This is a genomic window from Streptomyces tibetensis, assembly GCF_040647715.1.
Lineage (GTDB): Bacteria > Actinomycetota > Actinomycetes > Streptomycetales > Streptomycetaceae > Streptomyces > Streptomyces tibetensis_A.
This window is the reverse complement of sequence record NZ_JBEZCR010000005.1, coordinates 490,653-502,693: the sequence shown is the minus strand read 5'-3', so window position 1 is coordinate 502,693 and position 12,041 is coordinate 490,653. Positions and strand designations below refer to the sequence as shown.

Annotated in this window: 10 protein-coding genes; 5 read left to right on the top strand and 5 right to left on the bottom strand. The window is 72.0% G+C overall.

What is annotated here, in order from left to right; all coding sequences use genetic code 11:
* Positions 1-41: 41 nt before the first annotated feature.
* Entirely contained in the window at positions 42-323 is a 282-nt protein-coding gene (locus AB0B29_RS16645; RefSeq protein ID WP_003993478.1) for an HPr family phosphocarrier protein, read from the bottom strand.
* A 178-nt stretch (positions 324-501) separates the two neighbouring features.
* Here AB0B29_RS16645 and AB0B29_RS16640 point away from each other — a divergent pair, with 178 nt between their 5' ends.
* From AB0B29_RS16640 to AB0B29_RS16625, 4 genes are all read left to right on the top strand, one after another.
* Positions 502-3,360, top strand: a complete 2,859-nt coding sequence (locus AB0B29_RS16640) for a bifunctional acetate--CoA ligase family protein/GNAT family N-acetyltransferase (protein WP_362239723.1) — start codon at positions 502-504, stop codon at positions 3,358-3,360.
* Between the two features lie 51 nt (positions 3,361-3,411).
* Complete coding sequence (locus tag AB0B29_RS16635; protein WP_170320912.1) at positions 3,412-3,999, top strand: DUF5998 family protein; 588 nt, start codon at positions 3,412-3,414, stop codon at positions 3,997-3,999.
* Positions 3,999-5,195 carry an alkaline phosphatase family protein gene (locus tag AB0B29_RS16630; RefSeq protein WP_362239721.1) on the top strand — a complete coding sequence of 399 codons (1,197 nt, stop codon included), beginning with the start codon at positions 3,999-4,001 and terminating at the stop codon, positions 5,193-5,195. Before AB0B29_RS16635 ends, AB0B29_RS16630 begins: the two co-directional genes overlap by 1 nt.
* 64 nt (positions 5,196-5,259) lie before the next feature.
* Positions 5,260-5,910, top strand: a complete 651-nt coding sequence (locus AB0B29_RS16625; protein ID WP_358566892.1) for a thymidine kinase — start codon at positions 5,260-5,262, stop codon at positions 5,908-5,910.
* A gap of 21 nt (positions 5,911-5,931) precedes the next feature.
* Here the strand turns inward: AB0B29_RS16625 and AB0B29_RS16620 are convergent, their stop codons facing one another.
* Positions 5,932-6,735: a VOC family protein gene (locus AB0B29_RS16620; RefSeq protein ID WP_362239718.1), complete on the bottom strand. Its 804-nt coding sequence runs from the start codon at positions 6,733-6,735 to the stop codon at positions 5,932-5,934.
* A gap of 249 nt (positions 6,736-6,984) precedes the next feature.
* Between AB0B29_RS16620 and AB0B29_RS16615 the strand changes: the two genes are divergently transcribed.
* Positions 6,985-7,836, top strand: coding sequence for a sulfurtransferase (locus tag AB0B29_RS16615; protein ID WP_362239715.1), 852 nt, complete (start codon positions 6,985-6,987; stop codon positions 7,834-7,836).
* 75 nt (positions 7,837-7,911) lie between these two features.
* Here the strand turns inward: AB0B29_RS16615 and sepH are convergent, their stop codons facing one another.
* The 3 genes from sepH to AB0B29_RS16600 all read right to left on the bottom strand — a co-directional run bounded on the left by sepH (position 7,912) and on the right by AB0B29_RS16600 (position 12,015).
* Positions 7,912-8,949: a septation protein SepH gene (gene sepH / locus AB0B29_RS16610; protein ID WP_362239712.1), complete on the bottom strand. Its 1,038-nt coding sequence runs from the start codon at positions 8,947-8,949 to the stop codon at positions 7,912-7,914.
* A gap of 551 nt (positions 8,950-9,500) precedes the next feature.
* Positions 9,501-10,820, bottom strand: coding sequence for a D-arabinono-1,4-lactone oxidase (locus tag AB0B29_RS16605; protein ID WP_362239709.1), 1,320 nt, complete (start codon positions 10,818-10,820; stop codon positions 9,501-9,503).
* Complete coding sequence (locus tag AB0B29_RS16600; protein WP_362239702.1) at positions 10,780-12,015, bottom strand: MFS transporter; 1,236 nt, start codon at positions 12,013-12,015, stop codon at positions 10,780-10,782. The genes AB0B29_RS16605 and AB0B29_RS16600 overlap by 41 nt, the downstream gene beginning before the upstream one ends.
* Positions 12,016-12,041: the final 26 nt, after the last annotated feature.

The window sequence follows — 12,041 nt, the reverse complement described above, 5'->3', positions numbered from 1 at the left end:
GACGAGCCCTTCGGTGTGCGCCGCATCGGGCGCTCAGGACATCAGACGGTCTCGGGCAGTTCCTCGAGACCCTCGGAGACCAGCTTCGCCAGCCGGTCGAGGGCGGCGTCCGCGCCCTCGGCGTCGGAGGCGAGGACGATCTCCTCGCCCCCCTGGGCGCCGAGGCCCAGGACGGCCAGCATCGAGGCCGCGTTGACGGGGTTGCCGTCAGCCTTGGCGATCGTCACCGGGACGCCTGCGGCCGTGGCGGCTCGGACGAAGATGGAGGCGGGGCGGGCGTGGAGGCCCTCGGCCCAGCCGACGTTGACGCGGCGCTCAGCCATGTGTTGCTGCCCTTCGGTGTTCAGGGTTGTCTAGACCAGTTTCCCATATCGTGAAGCCCTCCGGAGCGGTCCTCGCGTTCCACTCCAGGGATGCCGTCGGATCGCGGCCTCGACCCGACTGACGCCCTCCACAGACTGCCTCGCGCCGTTGTCAGGCGCTAGCCGTACTCTGGGGCCCATGCAGACCTCGCCGGACCGGCACGAGTATCCCGCCCACTGGGAAGCCGACGTGGTGCTGCGCGACGGGGGTACCGCGCGCATCCGGCCCATCACCGTTGATGACGCCGATCGCCTGGTCAGCTTCTATGAGCAGGTCTCCGACGAGTCGAAGTACTACCGCTTCTTCGCGCCGTACCCTCGCCTGTCCGCCAAGGACGTCCACCGCTTCACGCACCACGACTTTGTGGACCGGGTGGGACTCGCGGCCACAGTCGGCGGCGAGTTCATCGCCACCGTACGCTACGACCGGATCGGCGCCGACGGAACACCCGCGTCCGCACCCGCCGACGAGGCCGAGGTCGCCTTCCTCGTCCAGGACGCCCACCAGGGCCGCGGGGTCGCCTCCGCACTGCTCGAACACATCGGCGCCGTCGCCCGCGAGCGCGGCATCCGCCGTTTCGCCGCCGAGGTGCTGCCTGCCAACACCAAGATGATCAAGGTGTTCACGGACGCCGGCTACACCCAGAAGCGCAGCTTCGAGGACGGTGTCGTCCGTCTGGAGTTCGACCTCGAACCCACCGACCGCTCGCTGGCCGTGCAGTACGCCCGCGAACACCGCGCCGAGGCACGGTCCGTCCAGCGGCTGCTCGCCCCCGGCTCGGTCGCCGTCATCGGCACCGGACGCACACCCGGCGGCGTGGGCCGCAGCGTCCTCGGCAACATCCGGGACGCCGGATACACCGGCCGCCTCTACGCCGTGAACAAGGCCCTGCCCGAGGATCAGAAGGAGCTCGACGGGGTGCCCGCCCACCGCTCGGTGCGGGACATCGACGGCCCTGTGGACCTCGCCGTCGTCGCCGTCCCGGCGGAGCACGTTCCCGAGGTCGTCACCGAGTGCGGCGAACACGGCGTGCAGGGGCTGGTCGTGGTCTCCGCCGGGTATGCCGAGAGCGGCCTGGAGGGGCGTGAACGCCAGCGCGCCCTCGTGCGGCACGCCCGCACGTACGGCATGCGGATCATCGGCCCGAACGCCTTCGGCGTCATCAACACCTCCCCACGGGTACGGCTCAACGCCTCCCTCGCCCCCGAGGTGCCGCGCCCCGGCCGCATCGGACTGTTCGCCCAGTCCGGCGCCATCGGCATCGCCCTGCTGTCCCGGCTGCACCGGCGTGGCGGCGGCGTCACGGGCGTGACCGGTGTCTCCACCTTCGTCTCCTCCGGCAACCGCGCCGACGTCTCCGGCAACGATGTCCTGCAGTACTGGTACGAGGACCCCGACACCGATGTCGTCCTCATGTACCTGGAGTCCATCGGCAATCCCCGCAAGTTCACCCGCCTCGCCCGCCGGACCGCCGCGGCCAAGCCCCTGGTCGTCGTCCAGGGCGCCCGGCACGGCGCCGCCCCCCAGGGGCACGCCGTACGGGCGACGCGGCTCCCGCACGCGACCGTGTCGGCACTGCTGAGGCAGGCCGGCGTCATCCGTGTCGACACCATCACCGAGTTGGTGGACGCGGGCCTGCTGCTCGACCGCCAGCCCCTGCCCGCCGGGCCCAGGGTGGCGATCCTCGGCAACTCCGAGTCGCTCGGCCTGCTCACCTACGACGCGTGCCTCGCCGAGGGCCTGCGGCCGCACCCTCCGCAGGACCTGACCACGGCGGCGTCCGCGGCCGACTTCCACGCGGCCCTGTCCCGCGCGCTGGCCGACGACCGGTGCGACGCCGTCGTCGTCACCGCCATACCGGCGGTGGGGGAGGGGTCGGTCGGCGACGCCGCTCTCGCGCAGGCCCTGCGCTCGGCGTCGGCAGCCGCTCCGGCCAAGCCGGTCCTGGTGGTCCACGTCGAGCTCGGCGGCCTGGCGGAGGCCCTGTCGGCGGCGGCGAGCACGGCACCGCATTCCGTATCGGACAAAACACTTCAAAACGCCCCAAGGTCGGCGCCCGCAGCGGAACAACTCCCCGCCGCCGCACCCGCCGAAGCCGCCGCAGCCCCCGAGGCCGCCGAAGCCCCCGAAGGCGCCCACCTCATCCCCGCCTACCCCGCCGCGGAGCGCGCCGTCCGCGCCCTCGGCCAAGCCGTCACCTACGCGCAGTGGCGACGCGACGCCGCCGACCCCGGCAAGGTGCCCGAGTACGACGACATCCGGGAGAAGGACGCCGCAGCGTTGATCGGCGGCCTGCTCGCGCGCGGGCAGGGGCTCACGCTCGGCACGGACGAGACCTGCGACCTCCTCGGCCACTACGGCGTCCAGGTCCACCGCGCCCTGCCCGCCCCGACTCCCGACGCCGCCGTCGAGGCCGCCCGTACCCTCGGCTACCCCGTCGCCCTCAAGGCCACCGCCCCGCACCTGCGGCACCGCGCCGACCTGGGCGGCGTCCGCCTCGACCTCGCGGACGAGGACCAACTTCGCCGTTCCTACGCCGAGCTGACCGGTCTGTTCGGCACGCCGGAGGAGCTGCGGCCGGTGGTGCAGCGGATGGCGCCGCGCGGCGTGGACGTCGTCGTACGGGCCGTCATCGACCCCGCGGCCGGAGCCGTGCTCTCCTTCGGGCTCGCCGGGGCCGCCTCGCAACTGCTCGGGGACACCGCGCACCGGCTGATCCCGGTCACCGACCGGGAGGCGACCTCGCTGGTGCGCTCGATCCGCACCGCCCCGCTGCTGTTCGGATGGCGCGGCTCGGCACCGGCCGACACCCGGGCGCTGGAGGAGCTGCTGCTGCGGGTGTCCCGGCTGGTCGACGACCACCCGGAGGTCGTCGCGGTCACCCTGGAGCCGGTCGTCGTCGCCGCGCACGGCCTGAGCGTTCTCGGCGCCTCCGTCCGTCTCGCGCCCCCTCCGGTCCGCGACGACCTCGGCCCGCGCACGCTCCCCGCGTACTGACCGGGGGCGAGCGGTCCCTCGCAGTCAGTGGTCCCCCGTAGGATGGGCGTCATGGCCAAGACCAGTACGACGACCCAGGGGCTGCGGGCGGCGATCGAGCGCAGCGGCTACTACCCGGCCCTCGTGGCCGAGGCGGTGGAGGCCGCCGTGGGCGGTGAGCCCATGCGGTCGTACCTGGTCCACCAGGAGACGACGTTCGATCAGAACGAGGTACGGCGGCATGTGACGGTGCTCGTCCTCACGGACACCCGGTTCATCGTCAGTCACACCGACGAGCAGGCCGCCGACAGCACGTCCCCGACGCCGTACGCCACGACGTCGACGGAGTCCGTGAAGATCGGCCGCATCTCGTCGGTCGTGGTCAGCCGCGTGGTCGCCAACCCCGAGTCCTACAAGCCGGGAACCCTGCCCCGTGAGGTCGTCCTCACCATCGGCTGGGGCGCCGTCTCGCGCATCGACCTGGAGCCGGCCGCCTGCGGCGACCCCAACTGCGAGGCAGACCACGGCTACACCGGCAACTCCACGGCGGACGACCTCAGCCTGCGCGTCAGCGAGGCCGGGGACGGACCGGAGACCGTGCGGGAGGCGCTCGCCTTCGCGCAGGCGCTCTCCGAGGCGACCGCGGACACGACCCGCTGATGGCGCAGCTCGACACGGCGTGGGACCAGCACCCCGAACCGCTGGCCGTCGCCTCCGCACCGGTCCCGGAGTACGGCAGCGGATCACTCGCCGACCTCCTGCCCACCCTGGCCGCCGGCCTGGGCGTGCCGGACATGAGCGCCTCGATCGCGGAGCTGACCCCAGCCGACCGCAACTGCGTGTTCCTGATCGACGGCCTCGGCTGGGAGCAGCTGAGGGCGCACCCCGAGGACGCCCCCTTCATGACGTCCCTGCTCGCCACCTCCCGCGGTGGCACCGGACGTCCGCTCACCGCCGGTTACCCGGCGACCACGGCGACCTCGCTCGCCTCCGTCGGTACCGGCCTGCCCCCGGGCGCGCACGGCCTGCCCGGCTACACCGTCCGCAACCCCGACACCGGCGAGCTGATGAACCAGCTGCGCTGGCAGCCGTGGGCCCCACCCGGCCCCTGGCAGCCCTACCCCACGGTCTTCCAGCTGGCGCACGCGGCCGGAGTGCACGCCGCGCAGGTGTCGTCCCCGACCTTCGAGAACACCCCGCTGACCAAGGTCGCGCTCAGTGGAGGAACGTTCCTCGGGCGGCTGTCCGGCGAGGACCGCGTGGACCTGGCGGCCGAGCAACTGGCCGCGGGGGACCGCTCCCTGGTGTACACGTACTTCGCGGAGGTCGACGGCGCCGGTCACCGCTACGGCGTCGACTCCGACACCTGGCGCGGCCAGCTCATGTACGCCGACCGCCTCGTCCAGCGCCTGGCCGAGCAACTGCCGCCGCGCAGCGCCCTCTACGTCACCGCCGACCACGGCATGATCGACGTTCCCTTCGACGAGCAGCACCGCATCGACTTCGACGAGGACTGGGAGCTGAGCGCCGGTGTCGCCCTGCTCGGCGGCGAGGGCCGTGCCCGCCACGTCTACGCGGTGCCCGGCGCCGCGAACGACGTCCTGACCTGCTGGCGCGAGGTGCTCGGCGAGCAGTTCTGGGTGGCCTCACGCGACGAGGCCATCGCGGCGGGCTGGTTCGGACCGCGGATCGACGAACGGGTGTACGGCAGGATCGGCGACGTGGTCGCGGCCGCCCGGGACGACGTCCTGCTCATCGCCTCCGAGCGGGAGCCGAAGGAGTCGGCGATGGTCGGCAACCACGGTTCGATGACCCCCGCCGAGCAGCTGGTCCCCCTGCTCGAAGTACGCTCCTGAACCCGAAGTACGCCCACGACACGGACCGCCCCGGTCTCCCACGCCGAAAGGTGCTCAACTCCCCATGCCCGAGCTGGTGTTCTTCTGCGGAACGATGGACTGCGGGAAGTCGACGCTGGCTCTCCAGATCGAGCACAACCGCTCGGCGCGCGGTCTGCAGGGCATGATCTTCTCGCGCGACGACCGCGCCGGCGAGGGCAAGCTGTCCTCGCGGCTCGGCCTGGTGACGGACGCGGTGGAGGTCGGGGACGGGCAGGACCTCTACGGCCATCTTGTGGACCACCTCTCGCAGGGCGGCCGCGCGGACTACGTGATCGCCGACGAGGCGCAGTTCCTCGCGCCGGAGCAGATAGACCAACTCGCGCGCGTGGTCGACGACCTGAGCCTCGACGTCTATGCCTTCGGCATCACGACCGACTTCCGCTCCAAGCTGTTCCCCGGCTCGCAGCGGCTGGTGGAACTGGCCGACCGGGTCGAGGTGCTCCAGGTCGAGGCCCTGTGCTGGTGCGGAGCCCGGGCCACCCACAACGCCCGCACGATAGGCGGGGTGATGGTCGTCGAGGGCGCCCAGGTGGTCGTCGGAGACGTCACCCACTCCGCGGACGAGGTCGGCTACGAGGTCCTGTGCCGGCGTCATCACCGCCGCCGGATGACCGCGGCGACGTCCCGGGCAGCGGCTCTGTCCCCGGACGTGCTGCCGGTGACGTCCGCCTGACCCGCGGCCTGCTCACAGTCTTCAGCTCGGGCGTTGCAACAGGGCGAACCGCGCCCCTTCCGGGTCCGACACATGCGCCACCCGCCCCTGGGCCGTGTCGTGCACCGGCTTGAGGACCTGCCCGCCGAGGTGGTCCAGGTGGTCCACGGCGTCGTCCACGTCGGCCACTTGGAAGTACGTGACCCAGTGCGGTCCCCGGTCGCGGGGCAGCGCGTGACCGAGGCCGTGGATTCCGGCGACGGGTTCGCCGCCGAGGTGCAGGGCCACGTAGTCGAAGTCGGCGGAGACCACCGGCTCCTCCTCGAAGCCGAACACCGTGCGGTAGAACTTGGCGACGCCGGCCGACTCGAAGGTCAGCAGTTCGTTCCAGGCGGGTGTGCCGGGGACGCCCGCGACGGCGGTGCCGCGGTGCGCCGCGGCCTGCCAGATGCCGAAGACCGCGCCGGAGGGGTCGGAGCCGATGGCCAGGCGGCCGGCGTCGGCCGCGTCGAGCGGGCCCACTCCGATCGTGCCGCCGCGGCTGCGCACCGTCTCGGCCGTCAGATCCACGTTCTCCGATGCGAAGTAGGGCGTCCACGCGATGGGCAGATGGCGGTCCGGCGGCAGCCGTCCGATCCCGGCCACCTCGCGCCCGTCGAGCAGCGCGCGCACGTAGGGCCCGAGCTGCTCGGGGCCCGGCTGGAACTCCCAGCCGAACAGCGCTCCGTAGAACTCCTCGGTCGCGTCCGGGCCGTGCACCATCAGGCTCACCCAGCAGGGCGCGCCGGGCGCGTGCCGAGCGGGTGTTTCGCCGTTCGGCCCGGCGGACCCCCGTGCGTCGGTCATCGTCACTCTCTTCTCGGCCTCGCGGTGGCCGTGCTCTCCGCAGCCTGTGGGGCGGCCCTGTGGGGCGTCCCTCGCCCGGGAGAATGCCCGATGTGCGGGCACCTGTGCTCACGACGCGCTTGTCGGAGGGTGTCGCTCAGCTGTACAACACGTGCCTGTTCCCGTACGCCGCGTGATCGCCCCGCTCCGGCCGAGCAGAGTAGCCGGACACGGACGACTCGGCCACCCCTGTGCGCGAGGATGGGGGCCATGAACGCCATCATCTCCGCATCCGACCTCGCCAGGGATCTCACGGGCACTCGCCCGCCGGTCCTGCTCGACGTCCGCTGGCAGCTCACCGCGGCCAAGGCGGCCGGCGAGCCGCCGTTCGACGGCCGGGCCGCGTACGAGGCAGGGCACCTGCCGGGAGCCGTCTACGTCGACCTGGACCGGGAGTTGGCCTCCGCGCCGGGCGAGGGCGGTCGCCACCCCCTGCCCGACCTCGCGCGCTTCGGCGCCGCGATGCGCCGGGCCGGCGTCTCGGCCGGGACGCCGGTGGTCGTCTACGACGGCGGCCAGGGGTGGGCGGCGGCCCGGGCGTGGTGGCTGCTGCGCTGGACGGGTCACCCGGACGTGCGAGTCCTCGACGGCGGGTTGCCGTCCTGGGAAGGTCCGCTGGAGACGTCCGTGCCGGCTCCGCAGGAGGGTGACTTCGTACCCGAGCCGGGGGCGACGGGACTGCTCGACGCGGATGCCGCCGCGGCGCTGGCACGGTCCGGGGTGTTGCTGGACGCGCGGGCGGGGGAGCGGTACCGCGGTGAGGTGGAGCCGATCGACCCGGTGGCCGGGCACATCCCGGGAGCGGTGTCGGCGCCCACCACGCAGAACGTGGGGGCCGACGGGCGGTTCCTGCCCGCCGGGGAGCTGCGGGAGCGGTTCAAGGGGCTTGGCGTGACCGAGGGTTCGCGGGTCGGCGTGTACTGCGGTTCGGGGGTTTCCGCCGCCCACCAGGTTCTGGCGCTCGCGGCCGCCGGCATTCCGGCCGAGCTGTACGTGGGGTCCTGGTCGGAGTGGTCCTCGGACCCGGACCGGCCGGTCGCCGTCGGTCCGGACCCGCAGTGATCTGACATGAGGAGGGGTCGCGCCCGGACGGCGTGGCCCCTCCTCCTCGGAACGACCCGTTGAAGGCCGGTCCGGCTACTCCTGCTTCTTGCGCCGCGTGCCGAACACGATCTCGTCCCAGCTCGGGACGGCCGCCCTGCGGCCGGGGCGTACGCCGTCAGCTTCGGCCTGGCGGTCGGTGGCACCGATGAGCCGGTCGCGGTGGCTGCCCACGCTGCGCGGCATGAGGACATCCGCGTAGGCGGAACCGGCCGAGGCCGCGGGCGCCGGAGGCTCCTCCTCGTCGACCTCGGCGACGACGACGGGCTCCTCCTCCGTCTCCGCCGGGGGGAGTTCCGGAACCACCAGGTCGCCGCGGAAGCTCGGCACGGCCTCGAGCAGGCTCGTCAGCGAGTCTCTCTCGCCGGTGGTCTCCTCGATCGGCTCGGACGCCTGGGCGGGCAGACTGGGCCGCTCGCGTTCGGGGCGGTCCAGCGGTCTGTCGCGCGGCAGCCGGGCGATCCGGGGGACGAACGGGAAGCTGGGCTCGGGTGCGGACAGGTCGTCGGACTCGCCGATCAGGGAGCGCGCCTCGTCGTCGACGGCCTGGACGAGTCGCCGGGGCGGGTCGTACGTCCAGCTCGCCGAGTGCGGTTCGCCCGCGACGCGGTAGACCAGCAGGACTTCCCAGGTGCCGTCGTCGCGACGCCACGAGTCCCACTGGACGGTGTCCTTGTCGGCGCCGCGCAGCAACAGCCGCTCCTGCACGGCCTCGCCGAGGGGAGGGCCGGAGTTCTCGCCGGGCCGGCGGACCGGGGTCTTGCGGGCCCGCTCGGCCATGAAGGCACGCTCGGCGAGCACGGGGCCCTCGAAGCGGCGCACCCGGTCGACGGGGATGCCTGCCATCTGCGCGACCTCTTCCGCGGTCGCGCCGGCACGTATACGCGCCTGGATGTCGCGGGGGCGGAGATGGCTCTCGACCTCGATCTCGATCTGGCCGAGACGGGGACGGTCGCCGCGCACGGCGGCGCGCAGGCGTTCGTCGATCGGAAGCGTGTACTCCGTAGAGTCGGCAGCCTTCAGCACCAGCCGTGTGCCGTCATTCGAGACGGCCACGACACGCAGTTCGGGCATGGGGACCTCCCGGGTGGTGCCTGCCGACGTCACGTGCGTCGCTGCTTCCGCTAGTCGAGTGTGGCCTGCCCGGGTGCAGCCTGCCACAACCTTGCCGAGTTGCCCGGCGTGTCGGGCGCGGGCCCTGGATCGCCGTTATGGCACGGTTACCTATTCGCAACGCTAAGTGACGAACTCTGTCACCCTGTGCAACTAGCCCCCTCCCGGCGGTCCTAAAGGTCCTGTACACCCTCATGGGAGACCGGACCCAGGGCTCGCAACAGTACTCCATTCGGGCCACGTGCGTGGATGGCGCGCCGCCCAACTTCTGGCAAGGGGTGGGACTTGGACTCTCCTGCCCTCATCTCGCGATCTTGAACGTGGGGTACTTCACGTAATCACCAGAATCGGAACCAAGGGTATGGGCCGCAGTGGAGGCACGGTGACCATAAACCGGCCGGACACCGCGAGCGGCCGGTGCCGGCGGCGGAACAGCGGTACGCCGCCGGCCGCGCCCCGACTCCGCACGCCACGGGGAGCGAGGGCGCGGGAGCGCCACCCCCGTGCGCCTCCTACGCCCCCAGAACCCTTCGCACGTAGTCGTTCTGGAACAGCCGGTCGGGATCGAGGCGATCCCGCAGCGCCGTGAACTCACCGAAGCGCGGATACACCCGGGAGAAGTACTCGGCGTCCCGGGTGTGGATCTTGCCCCAGTGCGGACGGCCCTCGTGGGCGGTGAAGATGCGCTCGGCGGACGTGAAGTACCGCTGGTACGGCGTGCCCCGGAACATGTGGACGGCGATGTACGCGCTGTCCCGGCCGGAGGCGGTGGACAGCGTGATGTCGTCGGCGGGGGCGGTGCGCACCTCGACGGGGAAGCTGACCCTGAGGCCCGAGCGGTCGACCATCGTCTTCAGCTCGCGCAGCGTCTCGACGACGGCCGCGCGCGGAACGGCGTACTCCATCTCCACGAAGCGCACCCGGCGTGGCGACGTGAAGACCTTGTAGGGGATGTCCGTGTAGGTCCGCGCGGACAAGGCCTTGCTGGAGATCTGGGCGATCGCGGGGATCGTGGCGGGCACCGCGCGGCCCACCCAGTTGGCCACCTGGAAAACCCCGTTGGAGAGGAACTCGTCCTCGATCCAGCTCTTGAGCTGCGGCACGGGCTTCTCCGGGCCCGCGCTGCGGTTGTTGCGCTTGGTGTTGGTGCTGCCGGTGTGCGGGAACCAGTAGAACTCGAAGTGCTCGTTCTCGGCCCAGAGTTCCTCGAACTCGGACAGGACCCGGTCGAACGGCATCGGCTCCTCGCGGGCCGTGAGCAGGAAGACCGGTTCGACGGCGAAGGTGATCGCGGTGACGAGGCCCAGGGCGCCGAGGCCGATGCGGGCGGCGGCGAAGACCTCCGGATTCTCCTTCTCGGAGCAGGTGAGAACCGAACCGTCGGCGGTGACCAGCTCCAGTCCCTTGATCTGGGCGGCGATCGAGCCGGAGTCGCGGCCCGTGCCGTGCGTGCCGGTGCTGGTGGCGCCGGACACCGTCTGCTCCATGATGTCGCCCATGTTCGTGAGCGACAGGCCCTCACGCGCGAGGGCCACGTTGAGCCTCTTGAGCGGGGTGCCGGCCTCCACCGTGACCGTCATGTTCTCGCGATCAATGCTGCGGATACCGGTCAATAGTTGAGGACGGATCAACACACCGTCCGTCGCGGCTATGGAGGTGAAGGAGTGCCCGGCGCCGACCGCCTTCACCTTCAGACCGTCCTCGGCGGCCCGCCGTACCGCGGCGGCCAGCTCGTCGACGGAGGCAGGGGTGACTTCTCGCGCGGGACGCGCCGAGACGTTGCCGCCCCAGTTACGCCACGTGCCGTTCTTTCCGTTCGCTGTGCTGCTCAACGGAGCCTCCCCGACCCGGTGCCGGTCGCTTGAGCCGGCGGAACCCGAGGAAACCCACCGCGACCGCGACGGCTCCGGCCACCGCCGGAACCCCGTACCCCGCATGCGCCCCGGCCGCGTCGATCACCCAGCCGGCCGCGGAGGAGCCCAGTGCGACCCCCACCGCAAGCCCGGTGCTCACCCAGGTCATGCCTTCGGTGAGCTGCGCGCGTGGTACGTGCTCTTCGATGAGGGACATCGTCGTGATCATCGTCGGAGCGATGGACAGTCCCGCAACGAACAGCGCCACAGCCAGAAACGGCAAGTTTCCGACCAGTAGGAGGGGGATCATACTCACGGCCATGGCACATACGCCCAGCAGCCACCGGCGTTCCGGCGCACCACTGAAGTGCAGCAGCCCGAAGACCATGCCCGCGACACAGGAACCCCCCGCGTACAGGGCGAGGACGACGCTCGCCGCGGCCTTGTGGCCCTCCTCGTCGGCGAAGGCCACCGTGACCACGTCGACCGCCCCGAAGATCGCGCCGGTGGCGACGAAGGTGACCACCAGGACCTGAAGGCCCGGCGCGCGCATCGCGCTGCCGCCCTTGCGCTCCCGCGGGTGCGGCTCGGGCTCGGTCGCGCGCTGCGCGGTCAGCCAGAACACGCCGGCGGCCAGGAAGCAGGCGGCGAGCAGCGGACCGGCCTCCGGGAACCAGGCGGTGGACAGACCGATGGAGATGATCGGCCCGAAGACGAAGCACACCTCGTCCACCACGGACTCGAAGGAGTAGGCGGTGTGCAGCTGCGGGGTGCCGCGGTACAGCGCCGCCCAGCGGGCCCGGATCATCGCGCCGACGCTCGGTACGCAGCCGATGCCGACGCAGGCCGCGAACAGCACCCAGTCCGGCCACCCCTGGTGCGCGGCGAGCAGCAGGACGGCCGCCGCCGTGAGCGAGATCAGTGTGGCGGGACGGAGCACCCGTCGCTGCCCGTACTGGTCCACCAGCCGGGAGACCTGCGGCCCGGCCACCGCGGCGGCCAGCGCGATGGTCGCCGACAGGCCACCGGCGAGTCCGTACCGCCCGGTGAGCTGCGAGATCATCGTGACCACGCCGATGCCCATCATCGACAGCGGCATCCGGCCCAGGAAGCCCGCGGCGGAGAAACCCTTGGAACCCGGGGCTTCGAACAGGGCGCGGTAGGGGCTGGGCAACGGGGTCTCCGAAGGGCTCGGTAAGC